General features: G+C 65.4%; 25 protein-coding genes. 8 read left to right on the top strand and 17 right to left on the bottom strand.

Features of this window, described 5'->3' with window-relative positions:
* The first annotated feature begins 61 nt into the window (after window positions 1-61).
* Complete coding sequence (locus ACZLZQ_RS06375; protein WP_472948644.1) at window positions 62-1,864, top strand: ABC transporter transmembrane domain-containing protein; 1,803 nt, start codon at window positions 62-64, stop codon at window positions 1,862-1,864.
* Window positions 1,865-1,903: 39 nt separating this feature from the next.
* Here ACZLZQ_RS06375 and ACZLZQ_RS06370 read toward each other — a convergent pair whose 3' ends face one another.
* From ACZLZQ_RS06370 to ACZLZQ_RS06360, 3 genes are all read right to left on the bottom strand, one after another.
* Window positions 1,904-2,236, bottom strand: a complete 333-nt coding sequence (locus ACZLZQ_RS06370; protein WP_472948643.1) for a c-type cytochrome — start codon at window positions 2,234-2,236, stop codon at window positions 1,904-1,906.
* A 59-nt stretch (window positions 2,237-2,295) separates the two neighbouring features.
* Entirely contained in the window at window positions 2,296-3,513 is a 1,218-nt protein-coding gene (locus ACZLZQ_RS06365) for a PQQ-dependent sugar dehydrogenase (RefSeq protein WP_472949199.1), read from the bottom strand.
* Between the two features lie 241 nt (window positions 3,514-3,754).
* A complete protein-coding gene (locus tag ACZLZQ_RS06360; protein WP_472948642.1) occupies window positions 3,755-6,604 on the bottom strand; it encodes a hypothetical protein in 2,850 nt (949 codons plus the stop codon).
* Between ACZLZQ_RS06360 and ACZLZQ_RS06355 the strand changes: the two genes are divergently transcribed.
* Window positions 6,597-6,767, top strand: a complete 171-nt coding sequence (locus ACZLZQ_RS06355; protein ID WP_472948641.1) for a hypothetical protein — start codon at window positions 6,597-6,599, stop codon at window positions 6,765-6,767. The genes ACZLZQ_RS06360 and ACZLZQ_RS06355 overlap by 8 nt on opposite strands.
* Window positions 6,768-6,816: 49 nt before the next feature.
* Here the strand turns inward: ACZLZQ_RS06355 and ACZLZQ_RS06350 are convergent, their stop codons facing one another.
* The 6 genes from ACZLZQ_RS06350 to ACZLZQ_RS06325 all read right to left on the bottom strand — a co-directional run bounded on the left by ACZLZQ_RS06350 (window position 6,817) and on the right by ACZLZQ_RS06325 (window position 12,506).
* Entirely contained in the window at window positions 6,817-7,848 is a 1,032-nt protein-coding gene (locus ACZLZQ_RS06350; RefSeq protein WP_472948640.1) for a peptidoglycan -binding protein, read from the bottom strand.
* A 2-nt stretch (window positions 7,849-7,850) separates the two neighbouring features.
* Entirely contained in the window at window positions 7,851-8,897 is a 1,047-nt protein-coding gene (locus ACZLZQ_RS06345) for a MotA/TolQ/ExbB proton channel family protein (RefSeq protein WP_472948639.1), read from the bottom strand.
* A 199-nt stretch (window positions 8,898-9,096) separates the two neighbouring features.
* The gene (locus ACZLZQ_RS06340) at window positions 9,097-9,939 is read right to left on the bottom strand and encodes an inositol monophosphatase family protein (protein ID WP_472948638.1); all 843 of its coding nucleotides are present in this window, start codon (window positions 9,937-9,939) and stop codon (window positions 9,097-9,099) included.
* A gap of 164 nt (window positions 9,940-10,103) precedes the next feature.
* On the bottom strand, window positions 10,104-10,667 hold the full coding sequence (efp, locus tag ACZLZQ_RS06335) for an elongation factor P (RefSeq protein ID WP_472933812.1): 564 nt from the start codon (window positions 10,665-10,667) through the stop codon (window positions 10,104-10,106).
* Between the two features lie 142 nt (window positions 10,668-10,809).
* The gene (locus tag ACZLZQ_RS06330) at window positions 10,810-11,841 is read right to left on the bottom strand and encodes a tetratricopeptide repeat protein (RefSeq protein ID WP_472948637.1); all 1,032 of its coding nucleotides are present in this window, start codon (window positions 11,839-11,841) and stop codon (window positions 10,810-10,812) included.
* Window positions 11,838-12,506 (bottom strand): thiamine phosphate synthase, encoded by a 669-nt coding sequence (locus ACZLZQ_RS06325; RefSeq protein WP_472948636.1) that lies wholly within the window; start codon window positions 12,504-12,506, stop codon window positions 11,838-11,840. The genes ACZLZQ_RS06330 and ACZLZQ_RS06325 overlap by 4 nt, the downstream gene beginning before the upstream one ends.
* Before the next feature lie 276 nt (window positions 12,507-12,782).
* Between ACZLZQ_RS06325 and ACZLZQ_RS06320 the strand changes: the two genes are divergently transcribed.
* Complete coding sequence (locus ACZLZQ_RS06320; protein ID WP_472948635.1) at window positions 12,783-13,541, top strand: sulfite exporter TauE/SafE family protein; 759 nt, start codon at window positions 12,783-12,785, stop codon at window positions 13,539-13,541.
* A gap of 224 nt (window positions 13,542-13,765) precedes the next feature.
* Here the strand turns inward: ACZLZQ_RS06320 and ACZLZQ_RS06315 are convergent, their stop codons facing one another.
* Complete coding sequence (locus ACZLZQ_RS06315) at window positions 13,766-13,933, bottom strand: YdcH family protein (protein ID WP_472933816.1); 168 nt, start codon at window positions 13,931-13,933, stop codon at window positions 13,766-13,768.
* A gap of 218 nt (window positions 13,934-14,151) precedes the next feature.
* Here ACZLZQ_RS06315 and ACZLZQ_RS06310 point away from each other — a divergent pair, with 218 nt between their 5' ends.
* From ACZLZQ_RS06310 to ACZLZQ_RS06290, 5 genes are all read left to right on the top strand, one after another.
* Window positions 14,152-14,355 carry a YdcH family protein gene (locus ACZLZQ_RS06310; protein ID WP_472933817.1) on the top strand — a complete coding sequence of 68 codons (204 nt, stop codon included), beginning with the start codon at window positions 14,152-14,154 and terminating at the stop codon, window positions 14,353-14,355.
* The gene (gene purE / locus ACZLZQ_RS06305) at window positions 14,352-14,849 is read left to right on the top strand and encodes a 5-(carboxyamino)imidazole ribonucleotide mutase (protein WP_472948634.1); all 498 of its coding nucleotides are present in this window, start codon (window positions 14,352-14,354) and stop codon (window positions 14,847-14,849) included. Before ACZLZQ_RS06310 ends, purE begins: the two co-directional genes overlap by 4 nt.
* Complete coding sequence (locus ACZLZQ_RS06300) at window positions 14,846-15,931, top strand: 5-(carboxyamino)imidazole ribonucleotide synthase (RefSeq protein WP_472948633.1); 1,086 nt, start codon at window positions 14,846-14,848, stop codon at window positions 15,929-15,931. The genes purE and ACZLZQ_RS06300 overlap by 4 nt, the downstream gene beginning before the upstream one ends.
* Window positions 15,932-16,097: 166 nt before the next feature.
* On the top strand, window positions 16,098-16,223 hold the full coding sequence (gene ykgO / locus ACZLZQ_RS06295) for a type B 50S ribosomal protein L36 (protein ID WP_472933820.1): 126 nt from the start codon (window positions 16,098-16,100) through the stop codon (window positions 16,221-16,223).
* Window positions 16,224-16,327: 104 nt separating this feature from the next.
* Entirely contained in the window at window positions 16,328-17,053 is a 726-nt protein-coding gene (locus ACZLZQ_RS06290) for a tetratricopeptide repeat protein (protein WP_472948632.1), read from the top strand.
* A 60-nt stretch (window positions 17,054-17,113) separates the two neighbouring features.
* On the opposite strand, the gene pyk is transcribed toward ACZLZQ_RS06290, so the two are convergent.
* The 7 genes from pyk to ACZLZQ_RS06255 form a co-directional block, all read right to left on the bottom strand.
* Complete coding sequence (gene pyk / locus ACZLZQ_RS06285; RefSeq protein ID WP_472933822.1) at window positions 17,114-18,553, bottom strand: pyruvate kinase; 1,440 nt, start codon at window positions 18,551-18,553, stop codon at window positions 17,114-17,116.
* Window positions 18,550-19,008: a DUF1036 domain-containing protein gene (locus ACZLZQ_RS06280; RefSeq protein WP_472938530.1), complete on the bottom strand. Its 459-nt coding sequence runs from the start codon at window positions 19,006-19,008 to the stop codon at window positions 18,550-18,552. Before ACZLZQ_RS06280 ends, pyk begins: the two co-directional genes overlap by 4 nt.
* A 206-nt stretch (window positions 19,009-19,214) precedes the next feature.
* Entirely contained in the window at window positions 19,215-20,276 is a 1,062-nt protein-coding gene (gene hemH / locus ACZLZQ_RS06275) for a ferrochelatase (protein WP_472933823.1), read from the bottom strand.
* Between the two features lie 259 nt (window positions 20,277-20,535).
* Entirely contained in the window at window positions 20,536-20,916 is a 381-nt protein-coding gene (locus ACZLZQ_RS06270) for an Omp10 family outer membrane lipoprotein (RefSeq protein ID WP_472948631.1), read from the bottom strand.
* 106 nt (window positions 20,917-21,022) lie between these two features.
* Window positions 21,023-21,481: a nuclear transport factor 2 family protein gene (locus ACZLZQ_RS06265; RefSeq protein ID WP_472933825.1), complete on the bottom strand. Its 459-nt coding sequence runs from the start codon at window positions 21,479-21,481 to the stop codon at window positions 21,023-21,025.
* 141 nt (window positions 21,482-21,622) lie between these two features.
* Complete coding sequence (locus tag ACZLZQ_RS06260; RefSeq protein ID WP_472948630.1) at window positions 21,623-23,068, bottom strand: homospermidine synthase; 1,446 nt, start codon at window positions 23,066-23,068, stop codon at window positions 21,623-21,625.
* A gap of 286 nt (window positions 23,069-23,354) precedes the next feature.
* Complete coding sequence (locus ACZLZQ_RS06255) at window positions 23,355-25,181, bottom strand: M3 family oligoendopeptidase (RefSeq protein WP_472948629.1); 1,827 nt, start codon at window positions 25,179-25,181, stop codon at window positions 23,355-23,357.
* Window positions 25,182-25,291: the final 110 nt, after the last annotated feature.

Genomic DNA, 25,291 nt, shown 5'->3' with positions numbered 1-25,291 from the left:
GGCCGCTCATGAGGCTGGGGCATAGGCAACTCCCCGGGACGAGTAAAGCCAGGAGGCGCATTTGACTGACGTGACGCAGGCAGCGGCCGAAAAGAAGCGACGGGCGAGCCTTCGCCCCCTTGGCCGCCTTGCCCCCTATCTGAAGCGCCAGAAGGCCCGCGCCGTCGGCGCCATCGTTTTCCTAGCGCTCGCCGCCGTCACCACGCTGTCGCTGCCCGTTGCCGTCCGCCGGGTGATCGACAAGGGGTTCTCGACCGCCGACACGGCCTTCATCGACACCTATTTCATGATGCTGCTGGTGCTGGCCGGCGTTCTCGCCGTCGCCAGCGCCGGCCGCTACTATTTCGTCATCACGCTCGGCGAGCAGGTGGTGACGGATCTGCGCAAGGACGTCTTCGCCCACGTCATGCGACTTTCGCCGGCCTTCTACGACCGCACGCAGTCCGGCGAGATCGTCTCGCGCCTGACGGCGGATACAACGCAGATCAAGTCCGCCGTCGGTGCCACGGCCTCCGTGGCATTGCGCAACCTCATCCTCTTCATCGGCGCCGTGACGATGATGGCGGTCACCAGCCCGAGCCTCTCCTCCATCGTCATCGGCGCCATCCCGATCATCGTCATTCCGCTCGTCGCCTTCGGCCGCTCCGTCCGGCGGCGGTCCCGCCTCGCGCAGGATACGCTGGCAGAGGCGAGCGCCTACGCGAGCGAGGCGATCGGCGCGGTGCGCACGGTCCAGGCCTTCACCAGCGAGACCGCGACGGCCGGCCGCTTCGCCCGCGCCGTCGATGGCGCCTTCGAGGCCGCCCGCGCCTCCGTGGTGGCGCGTGCCCTGCTGACCGCCTTCGCCATCTTCCTGATCTTCGCGTCGATCGTCGCGGTGCTCTGGGTCGGCTCGCAACGGGTGATCGACGGCACGATGTCCGGCGGCACGCTTGGCCAGTTCCTATTGTACTCGGTATTCGCCGCCGGCGCCCTCGGCTCGCTGTCGGAGGTGTGGGGCGAGCTCTCGCAGGCTGCAGGCGCCGCCGAGCGTCTCAGCGAGCTTCTGGCGGAAGAGCCGGCCGTCGTCGTCTCCGCAACGCCGCTGGCGCTCCCCGTGCCCGCCATCGGCAGCGTGCGCTTCGAGGGCGTCTCCTTCGCCTATCCGACGCAAAGCCACCGGACAACGATGCACGACCTCTCCTTCGAGGTCCGGCCCGGCGAGACGGTGGCGATCGTCGGCCCCTCGGGCGCCGGCAAGTCGACGATCTTCTCGCTGCTCGAGCGCTACTACGATCCGGCTTTCGGCCGCATCCTCGTCGACGGGGTGGACATAAGGCAAGCGGACCTCACCGAACTGCGCCGGCGCATCGCCCTCGTCCCGCAGGATGTCACGGTCTTCGCCGCGACCGTCGCTGACAACATCGCCTTCGGCACGCCATCCGCCGCCCGCCCCGACGTCGTTGCGGCCGCCCGCGATGCCCTGGCGGAGGAGTTCATCGGCCAAATGTCGGACGGCTACGACACGATCATCGGTGAGCGCGGCATCACGCTGTCCGGCGGCCAGCGCCAGCGCATCGCCATCGCGCGGGCAATTCTGCGCGACGCGCCGATCCTGCTCCTGGACGAGGCGACCTCGGCGCTCGACGCGGAGAGCGAGGTTCTGGTGCAGACCGCGCTGGAACGGCTGATGGAGGGCCGCACGACGCTGGTCATCGCGCACCGGCTGGCGACCGTCCTCAAGGCCGACCGCATCCTCGTGCTCGACGGCGGCCGCATCGTCGAGGAGGGCACGCATGCCAGCCTGATCGCCCGCAACGGCCTCTACGCCCGCCTGGCGCGGCTACAGTTCGAGACCGGCGCCTTGCTGGGCGCCGCGGAATAAGAGGCTCGGCTCGTCGCGGTCACGGCATCAGCGCCGCGGTCACGGCGGCAAGGTGGCGGTCACCTTGATCGAGGAGAACCACGCCGCGAGATTGGCGATGTCGGCATCGCTGAGGCCCGAGGCGATGATCGACATCTGCGGATGCTGGCGGGCCCCGGAGCGATAGGCCTTCAACTGTTCGGCGATGTAGACGGCACTGTTGCCGGCAAGGTTGGGCGCATCGGGCGCCGTCGCCAGTCCGTTCTTGCCGTGGCAAGTGGCGCAAAGGCCGGCCGACTCACGCCCCGCGGCCTTGTCGGCGGCCTGGGCGGTGCCGCTGCAGATAAGCGCGGCGAGGCCAAGCGACATCGCCCATATCGATGAATTCTTCATGCAGTATATCCCGGCGAGTGGGCGTGCCGGCTGGCCGAGGCCAACCGGCAGCGGCCCTGCTATTTCTTGTACGAGATGCGGTAGACCGCACCGGCAAGGTCATCCGAGACGAGCAGCGAGCCGTCCTTCATGACCTCGACGTCGACGGGACGGCCGGTATAGGTGCCGTCAGACGCCAGCCAGCCATCGGCGAACACCTCGGTCTCACCCGCGGTCCCGTCGGCGTTAACCGGCGTAAACATCACGCGGGCGCCGACCGGCTCGGTGCGATTCCACGAACCGTGCTGGGCCGAGAAAATTCCGCCTTGGTACTTCGCGGGAAAGCTCTTCCCGGCGTAGAAGTCCATTCCAAGGTCGGCCGCATGCGCCTGCATGTCCCGCTGCGGCATGACCGCATCCGCCGGCGGTTCGGAATCCTTGTATTCGACGGTGCGGGTCGACCCGCCGCCGTACCAGGGAAAGCCGAAATTCTCGCCGGCCTTCGTGGCGCGGTTCAACTCGCCGGTCGGGATGTCGTCACCCATGCCGTCGACCTGGTTGTCGGTGAACCAGAGGTCGCCATTCGCCGGATTGAACTGCATGCCGACGGAATTGCGAATTCCGGTGGCGAAGACCTCGCGGTTCTTGCCGTCGCGGTCCATCCGGATGATGCCGCCGATCCCCTTCTCGCGGTAGAGATCGAGCTTGTCGGCCGGCGGTACGTTGTGGGGCTGCCCCAGCGAGACGTAGAGCTTGTTGTCCGGCCCGATCCGGCAGACGCGCGCGGTATGGTTGAACGATACCTCGCTCTCGGGGATCAGTTGCCCGGCCGGCACGACCTCGCCGGTCGCGACATCCGGGCTTTCATAGAAGAACTCGGCGGCCGGGAAGACCATCACCCGGTTCTGCTCGGCGATGAACAGGAAGCCGTCCTTGGAGAAGCAGACGCCGTTCGGAATGGCGAATTCGATCGACGGCGCGAAGCGCTTCACCTCGTCGGCAACGCGGTTCTTGTCCCGATCGGTCAGCACCCAGACGTCCTGCTTGCGCGTGCCGACGAAGGTCGCCACGCCCTGCGGCCCGATGGCGATATGCCGGGCATCGGGAACGACCGCATAGAGAGCGATCTCGAAACCCGCCGGAAGCTTGATCCCTTTCAGGTTCTCGCGGATCTGGTCGGCATATTCCCCGGTCTGCTCGACGGTCTGGAACGCCATCGACGTGCCCGTCGACTGCATTCCCTGCAGCTTCTGCAGATTGTCCTTGGCCACCGCCGGCGCGGCTGCTGCCAGCGTCATGGCCAACACCGAAGCGGACAGAGCCCCCTTCCGTGTCAGCAGGTCCTTTCTCGACATCATCTGTTTCCTCCCCCGCGCCGTTTCGGCGTCGTTCCCGTCAGCTCTTCGTCTGACGCGAAGGAAGGCTCTCACTGCGCCCCAAGACTGTCAATCGGCCGCATGGAGACGCTCGAAAGGGCGCTGGGGAGGTGGTCGCAGGACCGCCCTGACTGACGGTTTTCCCGTCAGGCAGGCACGCAACCTACGGTGCTACCCAGCGGCTCTGGAGATGATGCCCCGTCTTCCAGTCCGCCATGGAAGCGTCCGGGCCGTCGCAATCCGTCTCGATGGGGTCGCGGTAGGTCTGGAATTCGTCGTCTGAAATCCAACCGAGCAGGAAGCAGTGCTGGCGATACTCACCCCGTTCCGCGCTGACGACCTGGACCTCCGCCCGCAGGACAAGCGCCTCGAGTTGCCGCTGCTTCCAGTCGACAGTGCCGTAATCGACGATGCTGGTATCGATCCCGATGGGCTTCCAGGCATCGTCAGCCAGCGACCCTGCCCAGGTCGTGAAGGCCGGGAAATGCGTGCGGACTTCCTCGGCAAGCTCCTTTTCACGCCCCTCGAGCACGACCGAGGGCTGCCCCAAAACCCCGGCCTTCAAGCCGGCCGTCAGGGCGTTCTGAACCGCAGAGGCCTCTGCCGCGTACTGCCGGCGCAGCCCGCTCTCGATGACCTGGCGTTGCGCCGCCACCTCTGCCGACTTCTTCTCCGCCCGCTCGCGCTCTGCAGCCGCAGCCAATCGGCGGGCTTCCGCATCCGCGGTCTCGCTGTCGCGCTTCTCTTTCAACGCGGCCGTCGCGGCCTCGATGTCCTTCGTCTCGAACCAGAGGGGTGCGAAGGAAGCCTTTCGCCCGTCCCGCTCAAGCGCTGCACTCATCAGCTTCAGTGAAGGCTGTTCGGCATAGATCATCGTACAGCCGTCTTTGCGAACGGACTGGAAGGCGTCATCCAGGCTAACGAATGAGACAGCCGGACTGCGCCCGAATTCACTTTGGGCGAAGGCCGAAAGCCGCTTCAGCATTTCGGTATGGGCTTCGTCTTCGGCGCCGAGGACAACACAGATGGGACCGGCGCCGTTGACAGGGATCAGGGCGCCGAAACCATTTCTCGCATCCTGCGCGACATCTGCGGCGATCCTTGCCGCAAGGCTGGCTTCAGAAGCTTGCGCGGTCTTCAACTGGTCATAGGTCAACTCCTCGAAGACCCTGAGGTCGCCCTTTTCTACGGCATCGAGAACGCCGATGGCCGTTGCGGGCGCAGCTTCGAGAAATTGCTTGCGTTGGAGCAAGACAAGGTCCGATCGGCCGACATCCTTGGCAGCACAATTTCCGGACTCCATTCGCACATCGACGACGCCGAAACGCGCCAAATTGAGAGCGAGAGCACGGCCAAGCGCCGGGTTCCGGTCAATGCCGAGCATGCAAACGGAGGCCTTGCCGATCGTAAACGAATAGCTCCCGAGCAAGGTCCGCGTGATGGAAGGAGAACGCGTCCCGGAATTATAGGCGATGACGACGTCATCGGGATTGCCCTGCAGCAGGAACGCGTTGGCCGGCGTAACGCTCGCGAGCGGAGCAGCGCTGGGCTGGACCGCCACGGCCGAACTCTCGGACGCTGCCTGTTCCAGACCCGCAGCAATGCCCTGGCGCTCGATCAATGCCACGACCCGGCGCTTGGCCTCTTCCAGGTCTTCCGGATCGTCCTTCTTCAGGGCCGCCGTCAGGAGCGTGAGCTCCGCGACGATCTCGCTTGTCTTCGGCGACGTCAGATTGACGGCGACCCATCCCGTCAGATCGCCATTGAACTTGTCAAGGTCCCGTTTCAGCTCTGCCAGGCGCCGCAGCCGGTCGTCTGCCCGCTCCTTTGCGCGCGCCTCCTTGAAGGCACCAAAACCCGGTATGCCGCCCAGCGCCGCATCGAGACGTTGGGCCGACGAGCGTATCGTGTCGGCCGACCCGCTGACGACCAATCCGTTCATCGTCGCCGCCTCCGCGGCAATCGCCAGGATGCCCTCGGCATTCCGGTTGAGCCGCAGAAATGCGTCGGCATCGGCAAGGAGGATGGTGGCCTCTCCCCGGGCAGCTTTCAGATCCTCGGCCTGCGCCTTATCGAACGCGCTCTTGCTGGAAAATCCCGCGCGCTTGGCTTCCCTGTAGGCATTGGCATCCTGAAAGCCGGATGCCTCATAGTCAGCCATCTCACGGCTGGTCGCGAACCCCTTCTCCTGTCCTCGGCGGTAGGACACCGCGTTCTCGAAGCCTCCTGCCTTGGCGCGCATGAACTCGTCGCCGTCCTGAAAACCCCCGTTCCTTGCCGCCTGCCAATCCCCATTGGTTCGAAAACCCAGGGACCGCGCCTGGTTAAAGACGGCCGCCGAGGAGAAGCCGCCTTGGGTCGCCTCGGTGTAGGCTGTGGCGTTTTCAAAGCCGAGGCTCTGCGCGTATCGGCGTTCACTGTCGTTGGGAAAACCGTCCGCGGCGGCCTGCGCCAGGGACGACAGGGCGTAGCGATCGAGCACCTCGGCCACGACGCCGTATTTCGCGCGGTAGGCATCGAAGGCATCGACCGTCGAAATTCCGACGAGACCGTCGACCGGGCCCCGATAGAGATTGAGCGCCGCCATCGCCCTCTGCAGCGTGCCGACCGAACGACGCAGGACCGGCTGCGTCATGATGTTGGTGCTGGCATTGGCCTCGAAGGCCGACCAGACAACAGTATCCAGATTGGCGCCGTCCGACAGGAAGGAGTCGGCGGGGATAAACCGCAGCTCTTTCAACGTCGCGATGTTGATCTTCGACCGATCGCGGTTCAGCGTGCCCGCGACAACGGCATAGCGACCGTTGCGGCTCTGGACGACAAGACAGGGCCCGAGCGTATCGGCATATCCCTGTGCCAGATCGATCGCTTCAGAGGCGCTCTCGCGGCTTGCGATCACCAGCCACAGCGTTTCCGCCCGTTGCGCCCGAACCTGCCTTGCGCGGGGACGCTCGGCATCGGACGACTTGGCCATTTCCTGAAATACGCCGAGGGCGAAGTCGCCGATGGACATCGCCTTTGTTGGGACGGAAGTCAGCAGCACGGCCAGCACGCAGCCAGTCGAGAGCGAAACGCGGGCCATGGAACACCTGCCAGATATGCCGAATGATGACGCCATCGGATACTACGCGGGCGGGCATATCAATGCGCTTGCAACCGAAAAGCACGTCGACTGAGCAAAAGGCCGGGATAACTGACAGCCAAGTACGGATATGGTTTCCGGCGCTACCGCTCCGTCAGCTTCAGCTCGATGCGGCGGTTGCGGTTGCGGGCTTCGGGGGTGTTGGCGGGGTCGAGTGGCTGGAATTCGCCGAAGCCGGCGGCGGCGAGGCGGTCGGCGGGAGCGCCTTGGCTGATCAGGTATTTGACGACGGCGGCGGCGCGCGAGGTCGAGAGCTGCCAGTTGTCGGCGAAGCGGCCATTGCCGGACAGCGGGATGTTGTCGGTGTGGCCGTCGACCCGGATGATCCAGTTGATGTCGGACGGGATCTCGCGCGACAGCTCGGTGACGGCCGCGGCGAGCTTCTGCATCTCCGCCTCGCCCGCCTGTTGCAGCACGTCGGAACCGGACGGGAACAGGACCTCGGACTGGAAGACGAAGCGGTCGCCGACGATACGAATGTTCTCGCGGTCCGACAGGATTTCGCGCAGCCGGCCGAAGAAGTCGGACCGGTAGCGCGACAGCTCCTGAACACGCTGGGCGAGCGCGACGTTCAGCCGGCTGCCGAGATCGGCGATCCGTGTCTGACTCTCCTTGTCGCGGTTCTCTGAGGCGTTGAGCGCGGTTTCGAGCGCGCCGATCTGCTGGCGAAGTGCCGCCAGCTGCTGGTTCAGGAGCTCGACCTGCGACTGGGCGCGCTGGGAAATTTGCTGCTGCTCGCCGAGCGAGGTCTCGAGACCCTCGACGCGCGCATTGGCCGAAGCTGCGGCGCCACCGCCGCTGGCCAGTGCCTGCTGCAGGCGCGAGCGATCGCTCTCGGCCGTCTGGAGCGAGGCCTGAAGGCTGGCGATCTGGTCCTGGAAATCCTGGCCGGTGGTGCGCTCGAGCGACAGCAGCTGCGTCAGCTCGTTGATCTGCGAGTTCAGGCGGTCGAGCACCGTGTCGCGGCCGGAGATCTCGCGGCTCAGCAGGAATTGCGCCAGCACGAAGACCGAGAGCAGGAACATGATGGCGAGGAGCAGCGTCGACAGCGCGTCCACGAAGCCCGGCCAGTAGTCGACGGTGCGCTGCGTCTTACGGTGGCGGGACAGCGCCATGGCTAGCGCCCGTCCCGGCCGGTTCCGATCGACTTCGACAGGCGGTCGAGCACGCCCCGCAACTCGCGCTGTTCGCCGGCCTGGGTCTCGACGAAGTCGCGCAGCATCTGCTGCTCCGAGCGCATGTGCTGGACGAGGCCCTGGATGCTCTCGGCAAGGCTCGCCATCGCCGCCGAGGTGCGCGGGCTCGCCGACTGGTCCTGCACCAGACGGCTCAGCTTGTCCGAGAGCACGCGCAGCTCGTCGCTGCCGGCCGCGGGAATGGCGAGCGGCCCCGCCGGCGGGATCAGGATGTCGGAGCCGACATCGGTGATCGACGACAGCCAGTTCTCGAACTCGGTATAGAAGCGGTTCTGCGCCCGGCCGATCTGCAGGTCGAGGAAGCCCAGCACCAGCGAGCCGGACAGGCCGAACAGCGAGGAGGAGAACGCCGTGCCCATGCCCTGCAGCGGCGCGGCAAGTCCCGCCTTCAGCGCGTCGAGCACGCTCGCGGTGTCGCCGCCGGAGGGGTCGAGCGTCTGGATGGTGTTGCCGATCGAGCCGATGGTGCCGAGGAGACCCCAGAACGTGCCGAGGAGGCCGAGGAAGACCAGCAAGCCGATGAGGTAGCGCGCGGTGTCGCGCGCCTCGTCCAGACGGGTGGCGACCGAGTCCAGCACGGCGCGCATTGACTGGGTGGAGAGCGCCATCTGGCGGCGACGCCCGATCAGCGCCCGCATCGGCGCGAGGAGGACGGGATCACGCATGTCCTCGAACTCGGCCGAGCCGTCGCGGTAGGCGTTCACCCACTTCACTTCACGCGCCAGCCGGATCACCTGCATCAGCGCGAGCAGAATGCCGATGCCGAGGACGCCGGCGATCAACCCGTTGAGGCCGGGATTGGTGACGAAGGCCGCCTGCACCTGGCGCGACAGGATGGCGGCGACGAAGCCGACCAGCGCCAGGAAGACCAGCATCGACCAAAGGAAGACCATCGGGCTGGCGAGCCTGTCGGTGCCGAAACCATCGGGCCGCGTGGAATTTTCCGGCGGCGAACTGAAGACCTGCATGATGCTCCGACACTCCAGAGAGGCGCCTGGCGCCTTTGCGGGCACGCTACAGCATCGGCCGGAAAATCGGAACGACTTCCGGATGATCGGATGCGGAGTTTCAGAAGGGTTGGCCGCCGCCGTTCAGGATAGATTCGCCTGACAGTCCAGAGCGGCGGCTCTCCTTCGCCCCCGACGTCTAGGCGCCGCTCAATCCGTATCAGGCTTCGGGGGCCGGCTCGGGCTTTGGCTTGCGGGTGCTGCCATAGGCGGTGTCGGCAAGCTTCAGCTGGCCGACAAGCGCCCGGTGAATGGTCTCGTTGCCGGCCGCGATGTCGCCGAGCACGTGGTTGAACTTCGCGCCATCGAGACCGCTGATGAAACCGCCGGCCTCGCGGACGAGGATCGACCCGGCCGCGCAGTCCCACGGCGCGAGGCTGCGCTCCCAGAAACCGTCGAAGCGCCCGGCGGCGACATAGGCGAGGTCGAGCGAGGCGGCGCCCATGCGGCGGATGCCCGAGGTCTCGGCCATGATGTGGCGGATTTCGTAGAGGAAGCGCGCGTGGTCGCCCTTGCCGAGGAAGGGCGCGCCGGTGCCGATCATCGCCTCGTTCAGCTTGTTGCGCGCGGCGACGCGGATGCGGCGGTCGTTGAGGAAGGCGCCGCCGCCCTTCTCGGCCGAATACAGCTCGTCGGTCGCCGGGTTGAAGACGACGCCGGCGACGATCTCGCCGTCACGCTCGAGCGCGATCGAGACCGCCCACATCGGAATGCCGTGCAGGAAGTTGGTGGTGCCGTCGAGCGGATCGACGATCCAGCGGTGCTGCGGGTCCTTGCCCTCGATCGCGCCGCGCTCCTCCATCAGGAAGCCCCAGTCCGGCCGAACGCGGGCGAGTTCCTGGAAGACGATCTCCTCCGCCTTGCGGTCGGCATTGCTGACGTAGTCCGCCGGGCCCTTCATCGAGACCTGCAGGTTCTGCACCTCGCCGAAGTCGCGCGTCAGCGAGCGGCCAGCCTTGAGCGCGGTCTGCGTCATCACGTTGAGGAGCGGCGAACGGGCCATGAATGTACCTTCAAACGGTTATGGGCGGCTTGCCGTCTGCAAACCACCCGATCATTTCGGCATGGGGACGGAGCAAGCGCCCCGTCGGTGCGGTGATCGAGGCAAGGCGGACCCGGCCCCTCCAACGAAGACGGCCAAGCGAACGCCCGGCCGCGAGCCGCGCATCAGTCGGCGCGGCGCACGTAGGTGATCTCGTTGGTGTCGACGACGATGCGCTCGCCAGCATCGATGAACGGCGGCACCATCACCCGGATGCCGTTCTCCATGATGGCCGGCTTGTAGGACGAGGATGCCGTCTGGCCCTTGACCACGGGATCGGCCTCGGTGATCAGCAGCGTCACATGGTCCGGGAGCGCGATGCCGATCGGCCGCTCTTCGTGCACCTTCACCGTAACCTTCATGCCGTCCTGCAGGAAGGCGGCGCGGTCGCCGACGAAATCCTTCTGCAGTTCGAGCTGCTCGTAGCTCTCGATGTCCATGAACACCAGGGAGTCGCCCTCGGCATAGAGGAAGGTGAAATCCTTCATTTCGAGGCGGATACGCTCCACCGTCTCGGCGGCGCGGAAGCGCTCGTTCAGCTTGGTGCCGTCGATGAGGTTCTTCAGCTCGACCTGGTTGAAGGCGCCGCCCTTGCCGGGCTTCACATGCGCGGTGCGAACGGCAGCCCACAGGCCGCCGGCATGCTCGACCACGTCGCCGGGACGGATTTCGTTGCCATTGATCTTCATCGTCAAAACTCGATTGGGGGCCGCAAGCAGGGCTAGGCCGGCTCAAGACCATAAAAACGGGAGGCGTTCAAGCCCGGCCGGGCCTAGGACGAATCGCTCGATCGGCCGTCCGCGCGGCCTCGATGGCTGCCCGCCGGTCGTGTCAGCTCGCGCGGAACTTGTTGGCGGCCTCGAGGGCCGCCCGCTGCGAGGCCTCGTCCAGCTTGCGGAAGAACTCGTCGAGGACGGCGTCGGTGTTATCCGCCCGCTTGGCGAGAACGGACCATTTCGCCGCCTCCGCCTTGTCGGCGACGACGCCGATCCCGTCCTTGTAAAGATGGGCGATGCGGTTCATGGCGATCGGATTGCCGTGGCCGGCAGCGCGCCGCAGCCATCTTGCGCCGTCGCCGGCGCTGCTCGGTCCGCCCTTGCCGTTGATCAGCCAAATGCCGAGTTCGATCTGCGCGGTATCGTGGCCGTTCGTCGCGGCCGCCAACAGCCAGCGGCGAGCCGTCGGCAGATCGGGCGCCGCGATGCCGCGCCCATAGGCGTAGAGCTGGGACATCGCATATTGCGAGTCGGCGACGCCCGCCTTGGCCGACATCTCGAAATAGGGACGCGCCTCGGCAAAGCCGCCGGTGGGCGAGGCCTGGATCAGCATCTGCCCGAAATTATACGCTGCCAGCGGGATGCCGGCATCGGCAGCCAGCTTCATCAGATCACGCGCCTTGGCGAGATCCTGCGGCACGCTTTTGCCGTCGAGCAGCAGCAAGGCGTAGCGGAACTGGCCCTCGGCACTGCCGGCCTTGGCGGCCGCCTCGTACCAGCGGGCGGCCTCCTTCTCGTCGCGCTTGACGCCGAGGCCGCGGGAATAGATCTCGCCGAGCAAGGTCTGGCCCGCGGGATCGCCGAGGTTGGCGAGTGGTTCGGCCAGAGCGAGCGCCGTGAGGTAGAGGCCGCGCTGATAGGCGCCATAGGCGCGGATACTGCCCTCGGAGGGGCGCGAGGTCGACGGCGCCAGGGCCGCATCGGCGGCTGCGGCAGCTGTCGTCGGGGCCGGCAGAGTGCTGCCTTCCGGCGATGGCGTCGGCAACGGCACGGCCTTGCCCGGCGCCGGCTGCGCGACGGCGCCACCGACATCGGCCAGCAAGGCCAGGGACAGGACCGCCAGAGCGATGCCGGAAAGCCGCTTCATACCGCGAGAGTCTCCAGGATGTCGGCGCTGACAGCGTCGATGATGGCGTTGGCGCGCTCGACCATGGCGGCGGCGCCGCTCGGCTCCTTGAACACCGCCGCCGACAAGGCGATGAACTCGGCGCCCGTCTCGATGGCGGCAGGAAGCGTCTCGACGTCACGTCCGCCCAGGACGATGCAAGGCACCTCAACGATCTCCGCCCACCACTGCGCCATGTCGAGGTCTTCCGGATCGGGCGCATCTTGCGTGTCGCCCCCGAAGCGGCCGTAGAAGAGATAGTCCGGCAGTTTCTCGCCGGCCTCCAGCGCGTCGTGCCGGTCCTCGAAGCCGGAGGCGCCGACGATCATCCGCGGCGCGAAGCGCTCGACGGTCTCGGCGAGTTCCTCGGCATCGCCGCCCGAGACGTGCAGGCCATCCGCCTTGACGCGGCCGGCGCAGCGGGTGTCGTCGGCGATGATCGCGGCCGCGCCGAAGTCCTGGATCAGGCCGACGAGCCCCTCGGCGAAATGCTGGAAGCTATCGGCGTCGCGTCCGGCGGCATCGACGATCACAGAGGCAACGTCCCCTGCGGCGAGGGCGGCCCGCATCGCGGCCACGCCCGCCTCGCCATCGGGCAGCAAGGTGGTGATGAGGACGAGGCGGGGACGGATGAAATCTTGACGCATGCTGAGGGCGACCGGTCGTCTTTTGAGGTGTCGGAAGATGAGAGGATGAAGCTCTGCCCTTCCGGGAAGCCCGCCCTTGTCCGATGCCTTATAGGCGATGCACATGCTCGCGCAAAGCATGGCGAGAATGAAGCGGCGGGCGCACGCGCCGATCAAGATTTTCTTCCCAGCGACATGGTCCCGTATCTTCGGCCAAGTCTTCAGGCCGTTGCGGCTCCCTTCGCTTGGCGCTACTCGCAACCTGTCGGAGCGCTCGCCGCCCGCAGGATGCCGCCGATGATCACCGATCCGATCTTCTATCTCTACGCCATTCCGGCGGTCATCCTCGTCGGCCTCGCCAAGGGTGGGTTCGGCGGATCCATCACCATGATTGGCGTGCCGCTGATGGCGCTGGCGATCTCACCCATCGCTGCCGCCGGCATCATGCTGCCGATCCTCATCGTCATGGACGTCGTCGGCTTGCTGGCCTGGCGCGGCACGTTCGACCGCACGGTGCTGCGCCTGATCCTGCCGGCCTCGGTGCTCGGGGTCGCACTCGGCTATGCGACGGCGACGCTGATCCCGCCTGACGGGATCCGGCTGCTCATCGGCGGGCTCTGCCTCGCCTTCGCCGCCCATTGGCTCCTGAAGTCCCGCCATACGGTCTCGTCAAGGAAACCCGGCCGCATCAGCGGCATGTTCTGGGGCACCATCGCGGGCTTCACCAGCTTCACGACGCACGCCGGCGGGCCGCCCTTCCAGGTCTATGTGATGCCGCTGAAGCTCGCGCCCGCCGTCTTTGCCGGCACCACCGTGATCTTCTTCGCCGTCACCAATTTCCTGAAGCTCGTGCCGTATTTCCTGCTCGGCCAGTTCTCCAGCGAGAACCTTGCCACCTCGGCCGTGCTCCTGCCGCTGGCGCCGCTGTCGACCTTGGCGGGCGTCTGGCTGGTGAAGCGGACCGACCGCGAGCGGTTCTATCTCATCACCTACGCGCTGCTGATCCCGGTCGGGATCCAGCTCGTCTATGCCGGACTGCGCGGTCTGCTGGGATAGGATTTTATTGTGCCGGGTCGCACGGAGCAAGATGCGACCTTCGGCAAACTGCGGCGAGCCCGTCAAACAAGGAAACCGGCGACGATCTCCGAGAGGCGGACCGATCGTCTGGGACAAGTTCTTGCGGGAGAAACAGCTCGAACGGCTGTGCACGCATGACGCGGGCTGCTCTGCAGATAACCCGGCCGCGGCTTAAACCGCGCCCGGGCTGGAAGAAGAGAAAATTAGTTCGCTCGGAGGCGCTCCATCTCGTCTTTCAGCAAAAGCTTTCGCCGCTTCAGTTCACGGATCTCCGCGTCGGTCATCGCGGGCTTGGTGCGCGCCGCCTCGATCTCGGTTTCCAGTGCAGAGTGTCGCTGTACCAACGTCGCAAGATGCACGTCCAAGGACATAGTCGCTCCTTCAGATCCGTTACGTTTTCGAGACGCTCCGTTCTCGGCGGTGGCGCCTCGACCGGAGAATCCTGTCACAAAACTTATGCACTGTCGAACCAGTCTCAAGCTCCCTGTTCCCCAAATCGCCGTAGGCTGTTAATCGATCGTCGGGGCCGGGCGTCGGGTTTAAGCCGGATTTTCAGCATCGAGGCATTCGCGTACCGAGGGGACTTGAGATGGGCGATCAGGAACAGGCGACGCTTCGCCTACAGGCGGCGCGCCTGCGGCAGGAGCACACCGACTTCGATGCGGCGATCAACGCGATGGAGGTCACCGGCTGCGACCGGCTGCAGATCCAGCGGATGAAAAAGAAAAAGCTGGCGGTCAAGGATCGGCTGCAGGACGTCGAGGACCAGATCATTCCGGATATCTCGGCATGACGGCTCAGCAACACGATGTCGCGATCATCATGGGCAGCCAGTCCGACTGGCCGACGATGAAGCATGCGGCCGACGCGCTGACGATCCTTGGCGTCTCCTTCGAGGCGCGGATCGTCTCCGCCCACCGGACGCCGGAGCGGCTGTTCGATTTCGCCCGCGGCGCAAAAGCCGAGGGCTTCAGGATCATCATCGCCGGGGCCGGCGGCGCGGCGCACCTGCCGGGCATGGCGGCCGCCCTGACGCCTCTCCCGGTGTTCGGCGTGCCGGTAGAGAGCAAGGCGCTGTCGGGCCAGGACAGCCTCCTGTCGATCGTGCAGATGCCGGCGGGAATTCCCGTGGGAACGCTCGCCATCGGCCGGGCCGGAGCCGTCAATGCCGCCCTCCTCGCTGCCAGCGTGCTCGCCCTCTACGACGAGGCGCTGGCCGATCGGCTCGACGCCTATCGCGCCGCTCAGACCGACGCCGTGGCCCTCCACCCGGTCGACGCGGTATGAGCCCGCTTCCCATCGAAGCCACGATCGGCATCGTCGGCGGCGGACAACTCGGTCGCATGCTGGCGCTCGCCGCCGCCCGGCTCGGGTTCCGCACCATCATCATCGACCCGGACGCACGCTGCTGCGCGGCGCAAGTGGCGAGCGACGTGGTCGTCGGCCAGTACGACGATCCAGCCGCGCTGGCCCTCCTCGCCCAGCACTGTGCCGTCGTCACCTATGAATTCGAGAACGTGCCTGTCGGTCCGATCCGCGAACTGTCGCGCCACGTCCCGGTCTATCCGCCGGCCGATGCGCTGGAGGTGGCGCAGGACCGGGTGGTCGAGAAGGCGTTCCTCAACGGCATTGGCGTGCGGACGGCGGAGTGGCGCGCGGTCGACACCGCCCAGGAACTCGATCATGCCCTCGCCGAACTCGGCGGGGACTGCATCCTGAAGACCCGGCGTCTCGGCTATGACGGCAAGGGTCAGGCCGTCCTGCGTCAGCGCTCCCCGCACGGCGATGCCTTCGAGAGCCTCGGCGGCACGCCGTCGATCCTCGAGCGTAAGGTGCCCTTCAGCTACGAGCTGTCGATCATTGCCGCGCGCGGCCAGGACGGACACGTGGAGGCCTACGATCCCGCCGAGAACGTCCACTCCAACGGGATCCTGCGCCACTCGACCGTCCCAGGCCGTGTGGCGCCGGCAGCCGCTCTCGAGGCCAAGGCGATCGCCGCCAATATTCTCGAAAGGCTCTCCTATGTCGGCGTCATCGGCGTCGAGTTCTTTGCGACGCCGGACGGCCTCCTGGTGAACGAAATCGCCCCGCGGGTGCACAATTCCGGGCACTGGACCGAAGCGGCTTGCCTCGTCTCGCAGTTCGAGCAGCACATCCGCGCCGTTGCCGGCCTGCCCCTCGGGGCGCCTGTCCGGCACTTCGATTGCGTGATGGACAATCTGATCGGCGCCGACCAGGCCGACTCGCTCTCGACGCTCGGGGAAGCGAACCTTCTCCTGCACCTCTACGGCAAGGGCGAGGCACGGTCGGGACGCAAAATGGGCCATCTTACGCGGGTTTTCCCGCTCGGAAGCGGTTCCAGCCAGTAGAAAAGGCCGCTTGCCGCGCCGGATGCAGCCCGGCGTCGTTGACATTTCTCTGTCACGCGGCTAATTCCCACCCCAACCGAAACGCGCCCAAACGGCGCGTTTTTCATTGAGTGGCGAAACGGTAGGACCCGGTCGCTTCCGTCACATCGACCGATGGTTTAAGACAATGAAGATCAAGAATTCGCTGAAGTCGCTGAAGAGCCGCCACCGCGCCAACCGTCTGGTTCGCCGCAAGGGCCGCATCTACATCATCAACAAGGTTGCGCCGCGCTACAAGGCCCGCCAGGGCTGAGGCGCCGGCCGCGGGCTTTTGCCCGCCGCCTTGGTGAAGGGCAGACGCCCCTTCTCACATATTGTTCGGATTGACAGCGCGCTGCGGGAGCCTAAGCTTTTCGCATGCGCGCTTTCTTTGTTGGAAATACCCTCGCCTCCATCCTGTTGCTGACAGCATCGATCGCGGGATCGGCGACGCCGGCCTTTGCCGAGACGGATCCGATCATCACGGGCGACCCGCCGACGGCAGCAGAGCCGCCCGTTCCGCCGTTGGCTGCTCCGCGGCCCTACGCCAAGCCCACGCCCCCGGCAGAGCCTCCCTCGCCTATCCAGACGCCGCCCTCGGCCAAGTCGCAGCCGACGACGAAGGCAGAGCGTCTCGACGCCCTGTTTGCCGAACTCCGGCGGACGGCCACGCCCGAGGCAGCCGCACTTGTCGCGTCGAAGATCGATTCCGAATGGAGCGCCAGCGGCAGTGCGACGGTTGATCTGATGCTGCTGTGGGCGGCCAAGGCGGCGGCGCAGAAGAACAGCGGCGCAGCGCTCGATCTTCTGGAACAGGCCATCATCCTCGATCCCGACTATGCCGAGGCCTGGAACCGCCGGGCGACGCTGAACTACCAGATCTCCGACTACGGCAAGTCGATCGCTGATATCCAGAAGACACTGATTCTCGAGCCGCGCCATTACGGCGCGCTGATGGGGCTCGGGATGATCCTCGAGGAGACCGATCGCAAGCCGCAGGCGCTCGAAGCCTATGGCAAGGTGCTGGAAATCTACCCCGCTAACAAGAGCGCACAGGACGCCGTCGGGCGCTTGTCCGAGGAACTGACCGGTCAGGGCATATGACGAGGCCGGCGAAGGGTCTCCCCTCGCCGGCCTCTTTGCTGTTAGCGATGTCGCTCGGTCTCAGACGGCCGAAAGACCGTCCGATCCGATGTGCGCGATGCGCAGCATGTTGGTCGAGCCGGGAATGCGCAGCGGTACGCCGGCGGTGATGATCACCCGCTCGCCGGCACGGGCATACTTCTCCTCGACGGCGATGCGGCAGGCGGTGTCGATCATCGCGTCGAGGTCGTAGGCGTCCTCGGTGACGACGTTGTGGAGGCCCCAGCAGATCGACAGGCGACGTGCGGTGGACAGCACAGGCGAGAGCGCCAGGATCGGCGTCATCGGCCGCTCGCGGGCGGTTCTGAGGCCGGTCGTGCCGGTCGCCGTGTACGTGACGATCACCGCGACGTTCAGCGTCTCGGCCATCTGGCGGGCGGCGAGCGAGACCGCATCGGCACCGGTGGCCTCAGGCTCCGAACGCTGGGCGAGGATGATGCTCGGATAGATCGCATCCTGTTCGATCTGCTCGGCGATGCGGTTCATCGTAGCGACCGCCTCGACCGGGAAGTTGCCGGCCGCGGACTCGGCCGACAGCATGATGGCGTCAGCACCCTCATAGACCGCGACCGACACGTCGGAGACCTCGGCGCGGGTCGGGACCGGCGCGGTGATCATCGACTCCAGCATCTGCGTCGCGACCACCACCGGCTTGCCGGCCTTGCGGCAAGCGCGGGTGATACGCTTCTGGATCGAAGGGACCATTTCCAGCGGCAGCTCGACGCCGAGGTCGCCGCGCGCGACCATGATCGCATCGGACAGTTCGATGATCTCGTCGAGACGCTCGACGGCCTGCGGCTTCTCGATCTTCGACATCAGCGCGACGCGGCCGCGCGAGATCTTGCGGGCTTCGGCGAGATCCTCCGGGCGCTGGATGAACGACAGCGCCACCCAGTCGACGTCGTTGACGGCCAGCACCGCGTCGAGGTCCTTGCGGTCCTTGTCGGTCAGCGCGCCGGTGGCGAGCGTCGTGTCGGGCAGGCTGACGCCCTTGCGGTTGGAAATCTTGTCGCCGGCGACGACCCGGCACTTGATGTGGCGGCTGTCGGTCTCGGTGGCGACCAGCTGCAGACGCCCGTCGTCGATCAGCAGGCGATGGCCGACCTGGACCGCCTCGAGTATTTCGGGATGCGGCAGGAAGACCCGTGTCTCGTCGCCCTCGGCGGGGTTGTCGTCGAGGGTGAAGTCCTGGCCGAGCGCCAGCGTGACGGTCGTGTCCTTGAACTTGCCGACCCGCAGTTTCGGTCCCTGCAGATCGGCGAGAATGCCGATCGGCCGGCCGACGTTGAGTTCCACGGAGCGGATGCGGCGCACCAGCTCGCGCATCGTATCGTGGTCGGTATGGCTCATGTTGATTCGGAAGACGTCGGCGCCTGCCTCATGCAGCTTCTGGATCATCGCCTCGTCGGACGAAGCAGGACCCAGTGTCGCGAGAATCTTGACCCGGCGATTTCTTCTCATTGCGTGCCCCCGCGTGGCGGTTCGGTCAACTGGACCATCCAGCTGCCCTGCTCGCCGGTGTCATACTCTCGGAAGCCCATCTTTTGATAGCCGCGGGCCAAACAATCCTTCACATCGGTGATCTTGAACTCGTTCTCGGCGATGCAAAGATTGACGTTTCCGGCCCAGCGCCCCTTCCCGTCCGCATCCTCGGCGTAGAGGTAATAGTAGCGCGAGGCGAGCGTCCCCTCGATGATCACCTTGCAGCTCGTCGCCGGAATGCGCCACCAGCCCTCGGTCGTCCAGCCCACCTCGGCGCGGTAGCCGATGGCGACGCCGACAAGCTGCTGGGTGCCGTTGCAGACGCGGAAATCAGCCTTTGCGGGCGTCGATACGAGGGGTGCAGAGAGGATGAAGGCCGAAAGTGCCAGCAGACCGGCCCCGGCCGGGTGACGCCAGAATTTTCGCGAGATCATGGGCAATCCTTGAATGACGAAGGCGGGCCTCGAAGGACGAAGGCAATTGATCGCGGCGTCGCCGACCGTGGAAGTCTCGATCGGCCGCCCAAACCTGTCAACGCCGCCAGCCAATGCGGACGACAGGCTGATCCGGGCGGCCATCCCGGTTCGATAGGGTCAGAACTATGGCCTTATGACGGAGCGAGGCTGACTGCGGGACGGCGTCAGCCGACCCAGCCCCGCAGCTCGCGGCGAACCATGGATTCGATGACGTCCATTCCCTCATCGCTGTCGTTGAGGCACGGGATGTGGCTGAACTTCTCTCCGCCATTGTGCAGGAAGATTTCGCCGGCCTCCTCCGCAATTTCCTCCAGCGTCTCCAGGCAGTCGGAAACGAAGCCCGGATTGAGGATCGCCACCCGCTTGATGCCTTCCTTGGCGAGGGCCTCAACCGTCTTGTCGGTATAGGGCTGCAGCCATTCTTCCGGACCGAAACGCGACTGGAACGTCGTCATCAGCCGGCCGGGCGCCCAGCCGAGGCGCTGCTCGAGGAGGCGCGAGGTCTTCTGGCAATGGCAGTGATACGGATCGCCCTTGCGGAAATAGCTCTGCGGGATGCCGTGATAGGTCGTGATCACCCGCTCCGGCTCCCAGTCGAGCGACGCCAAGTGCTTCTCGATCGAACGAGCGAGCGCGTCGATGTAGACGGGCTCGTCGTGATAGGCCGGCACGGTGCGGACCGCCGGCATCCAGCGCTTCGTCATCATGTGGGCAAAGAACTTGTCGTTCACCGTCGCCGTCGTCGAGGACGAGTACTGCGGATAGAGCGGGTAAACGAGGATCCTGTCGCAGCCGGCCTCAAGCAGCGCATCGGCGCGCTCGGCGATCGACGGGCGGCCATAGCGCATCGCCCAGTCGACGACGACCTCGGCATCCCCCGCCATGCGCACCGCCAGCTTCTCGCCCTGCGCCCGCGTGAAAGTGCGCAGCGGCGACTCGTCGAGCTCGTCGTTCCAGATCGAGGCATAGGCCTTGCCGGAGCGCGTCGGGCGGGTGGTCAGGACGATGCCGTAGAGGATCGGATACCAGACCCAGCGCGACGTCTCGATCACCCGCCTGTCGGAGAGAAATTCCTTAAGGTAACGCCGCATCGGACGGTAGGTCGTGCCATCGGGCGTACCAAGATTGACGATGAGCACGCCAACCTTTTTGGTTTTCACCACCGGGTGTCCGGGCGGCAGCGGGCCCGTTGCACGCGCGGCAGCGAGGGGGGTCTGAGCGTTCATCTGGTAAGTCCCCGATCGTTCAAGCTAAGAGGCCCCGGCGACCGGAGCGGCACCGGAACATGGCGCCGGCTCGAAACGGATATAGGTGGGAAAACGCCAAGCCAAAGCGCGGCGCATGTTCGCAGGACATTTTCGGAAATCCGAACCGTCCCGCAGCCAACGTCAGCGCTTCCATTTCCAGGAGCATCCGGCTTCTGGAAGCATGCTCCCCTTGGCGCAGACAGAGCGTCATGCGGCGCCCTCAAAGGCGAATGGCGCCTTAGCTGCGGCGCGTGAACTCGAAACGATTTCCGTTGGAGGAGGCACACGCCAAGCGGTTGACTTCGACCTGGTTGCAGTTAGCTGCAACGCGGGTGCCGCGAAGCTTGGACGTATAATCGATCGTTACCTGGCCCGGTCCGAGCAGCTTGTAGGTGCCTTCGGCCAGCACCGCGCCGGTTCCCGCCTCGGTCGAGGTGAAGCGGCCAGCCCGGAAGTTGGCGTCGTAGGCGACGGTACCACCGACCGAAGCCCAGCTGCCGTCGACGCCCTTCGGCCGCGTGTCGGTCGGGAGGGTGGTCACGCGGTTGTCTGCCGTCTGGCACGCTACCAGCAAAAGGGCAGCCGTCGCGAGGGCGATAGAGGAAACGATGGCACGCATGCTCTGGCTCCGAGAAAAGCAGTTGTTGACTGACCCGTACAAGACATATGCGGACCTGTCATCGGTCAGCCGGCAATGCGTCGTGAAAAACCCAAGCTGTGGCCGATCAGGCCGCGGTTTCCCTGTCCTGCGCTGGAATGACGGAGTGTATCGAGCCAATCGTTTCGATCGACCGGATGCGGACGTCGCTGGTGAATGTGAACCAGTACATCGTCGTTCCGGTGACGAGTGAGCCGTTCCGCTCGTCCCGCCGGGTCCAGTCGCAGCGGCAGGCCGCCTGGTCGTCCTCGACGATCGTGCCGCGCTCTTCGTAGGAAATATAGGTGGCGCGCCGCATCAGTTCACTGAGGAAGGACTTCGCTTCGTCCTCGCCGCTCAGGCGGAACTCGCCCTCCAGCCGGTCGAACCATGGCGCGTCGATAATTCCGGCATTGCTGCGGTTGGAGAAGACAGCACCGGGCGCGAAATGCCGAGCGATACTGCCCATCGTTCCCGACATGACCGAATCCATGACGTCACGAAGAACGTTTCGCCTTAACTCTGCCCTGTCATGGATTTCCAGCATCCATGTTTCCTCCCGGCTTAGAACAAGCCGAGAGGGAATAATAACGCAGTAGCTATTGTTGGCCAGTGACTGCATGAGGAGGCCAAGCCAACAAACGGCTTTTGCACAAGGAAATCGGTGAGTCGGAGCTGTCCGCCTGCCCTAGCGGACGAGAATGTTCCGGAACTGCCAAGGGTCTTCAACGTCGAGATCTTCTTCGAACAGGCTCGATCGATCCTTGAGCGGGGTCCAGTCGGTGTAATAGCCCTTCACCGGCCCGAGATAGGGCCTCTGCACCTCGAGGCAGCGGCGGAAGTCCATCTCGTCGGACTCGACGATGCCGGCTTTTGGGTTCTCCAGCGCCCACACCATGCCCGCAAGCACCGACGAGGTCACCTGCATGCCGGTGGCGTTCTGGTGTGGCGCCAAGCTGCGCGCCGTCTCGAGCGACAGCTGCGAGCCGTACCAGTAGGCGTTTTTCTCGTGCCCGTAGAGGAGGACACCCAGCTCATCCCCGCCGTCGGCCAGTTCCTTCTCCGTCAGAACGTGGCGGACCGGCTGGATGCGGCCACCGGCTCCGAACAGCTCGTGCAGCGACAGGACGGCGTCGTTGGAGGGGTGATAAGCGTAATGACAAGTCGGCCGATACTTGACCTCGTCATTCTTGCCGCGGACCGTGAAGTAATCCGAGATCGAGATCGCCTCGTTGTGGGTGACGAGGAAACCGTATTGCGGCCCCGGCGTCGGGCACCAGCTGCGCACCCGCGTGTTGCCGCCGGGCTGCTCGAGGAAGATGCCGGACTGGTGACCCTTCTTGTGGGTCTTGGCGTTCTTGGGCATCCACTTCTCGTGCGTGCCCCAGCCGAGCTCGGCCGGCTGCATGCCTTCGGAAATCAGCCCGTCGACCGACCATGTGTTCCAGAACACGTTCAGCGGCTTCGGCTTCTTGGCGCGCTGGGTATCGCGCTCGGCGATGTGGATTCCTTTGACGCCGACCTTCTTCATCAGCTTGGCCCAGCCCTCGCGGTCGCCGGACGCCGGCTCTGCGAAATCCTTGCCGATCTCGCCGGCAAGATCGACGAGCGCCTGCTTGACGAACCAGGAGACCATGCCGGGATTGGCGCCGCAGCAGGAGACGGCGGTGGTACCGCCGGGGTTCCGGCGCTTCTCCTTGCGCATGGTCTCGCGCAGCGCATAGTTCGTGCGGTCAGCGTTCGAGATCGTGTCGTCAAAGTAGAAGCCGAGCCAAGGCTCGACCACGGTGTCGATGTAGAGGACGCCGAGTTCGCGGCAGAGCCGCATGATGTCGACCGAGCCGGTGTCGATCGAGAGATTGACACAGAAACCTTGTCCCTCACCCTCGGTCAGCAGCGGTGTCAGGATCTCTTCGTAGTTCTTGCGGGTCAGTGCCTTGTGCAAGAAGGTGGCGCCGCTGTCGGTCGCCAGCTTCCGGTCGGCGTCGTTCGGGTCGATCACGGTGACCCGCGAACGGTCGTAGTCGAAATGGCGCTCGATCAGCGGCAGCGTTCCCCGGCCGATCGAGCCGAAGCCGATCATCACCACCGGGCCGCTGATCTTTCCGTAGATCGGATGCTTTTCAATCGCCATGGTGGCAATTCCTTCCAGGTCGGACGCAACGATCAAGGTCGCTGCGACTATGTCTGCCCTGCGGCTAAAGCAAATCGGCGTTAAATGAAACTCAACGGCGGCAGCGTTTCCATTCTCAGCGCCGCCAGAATCACCAGGCCGCCGAAACTAGTTCGCTGCGAGCCTTTGATCGGATTAGCGTTATTCGTTCGCCGCGGGTTTAGCGGCAACGTTCATAAAACTTTTCTGCAAACGGCTGCGCCGCGGCGGCGGCGTTCGTCAAAACAGCGCCGCCGCATAGAGGACGTCAGTCCTCCATGGCCTCGAGTTCGTCGATGAAGCCGGAAATCACCGCCAGTCCCCGCGACCAGAAAGACGGGTCGGAAGCATTGAGGCCGAAAGGCGCGAGCAGTTCGGAATGGTGCTTGGTGCCGCCAGCCTTCAGCATTGCGAAGTACTTGTCCTGAAAACCCTCTTCCGAATTCTGGTAGACGGCGTAGAGCGAATTCACCAAGCAGTCACCGAAGGCATAGGCGTAGACGTAGAACGGCGAGTGGATGAAGTGGGGAACATAGGTCCAGAAGGTCTCGTAGCCTTCGCCCAAATGGATCGAGGGACCAAGGCTTTCCTTCTGCATTTCGACCCAGATCTCGCCGATCCGGTCCGCCGTCAGTTCCCCGTTCCGCCGCTCCTGATGCAGCGCCCGCTCGAACTGGTAGAAGGCGATCTGCCGGACCACCGTGTTGATCATGTCCTCGACCTTCTGGGCGAGCAGCGTCTTGCGCTCCAGCGGGGTCTTGGCCTGATCGAGCAGCGAGCGGAAGGTCAGCATCTCGCCGAAGACCGAGGCCGTCTCGGCCAGCGTCAGCGGCGTCGGCGCCATCAGCGCGCCTTGCGGACCCGCCAGCACCTGATGCACGCCGTGGCCGAGCTCGTGCGCGAGCGTCATCACGTCGCGCGGCTTGCCCATGTAATTCAGCAGGACATAGGGATGCGCGGACGGAACGGTCGGGTGCGCGAAGGCGCCGGGCGACTTGCCCGGGCGAACGGCGGCGTCGATCCAGTTGCGCTGGAAGAAGCGCTCGGCGATGGCGGCCATCTCCGGCGAGAAACCGGAATAGGCCGACAGCACGGTCGACTGCGCCTCGCCCCAGGAAATCTCGCGCCGCGCGGTATCGGGCAGCGGCGCGTTGCGATCCCAGAACTCGAGCTTCTCCAGCCCCAGCCACTTCGCCTTCATCGCGTAATAGCGGTGTGAGATCGCGGGATAGCTCGCGACCACCGCCCGCGCCAGCGCATCGACCACCTCCGGTTCGACCCGGTTGGCGAGATGCCGGCTGTCGGCGACGTCCTTGAAGCCGCGCCAGCGGTCGGAGATTTCCTTGTCCTTGGCGAGCGTGTTGGTGATCAGCGTGAAGGTGCGCAGGTTCTCGCCGAAGGTATGGGCGAGCGCGGCGGCGGCCGCCTGGCGGCGCTCCCGTCGCTCGTCCTGCAGGAGGTTGAGGGTCTCCTCCAGCGCCATGTCGTCCCCGTCGACGTCGAAGCGCAGGGCCGTCATGGTCTCGTCGAACAGCCGGTTCCAGGCGCCATGCCCGGTGACCGACTTGTCGTGGAAGAGCTCCTCCACACGGTCTTCCAGCTGGTACGGCTTGTCCTTGCGAAGATCGACGATCCAAGGGCGATAGTGTGCAAGTCTCGGGTTCTCGGCCATTGCAGCGTCGAGGACGGCATCCTCGATCCGGTTCATCTCCAGCGGAAAGAACAGGAGGCGCGAGGAAATATCGGTCACCCGCGACTGGATATCGCCGTAGAACTTCGCGCGTGCCGGATCCGAGGTATCGCCGGAATAGACGAGGCCCGCATAGGAGATCAGCCGGCCGAGGATTTCCTCCAGTGCCTCGAACTCCTTCAGCGCCTCGGCAATGCCGCCGCCGCCCGGCAGCGCCGCCTCGCGGCCGAGGGCGCTGCGCCAGCGGGCCTGGAAGGCCAGGGCCAGAGCCGCGCCCTTGTCGAGATCGGCAGCGATGCCCGGGGCATCCATTGCGGGGTAGAGGTCGTCGAGGTTCCACTCGGGCAGCCCTATCCCGGCGGTCGCGCCGGTTGCGGAAGTGGCCAGAAGAATACGGTCGATCATCAAAATCTCGGTCGTTGCCAGAGCGGGAATGGGAGGGTTAGCACTGCGTTAAGCCTGATCGTCAAGCGGATCACAGGAACCCGCGTGTCAAAATGGGGCAACCCTGCCAT

The organism is Mesocryomonas lacus (assembly GCF_055730105.2).
Note: the sequence above shows the minus strand (reverse complement) of the source record. Positions and strands in the feature narration are given on the sequence as shown.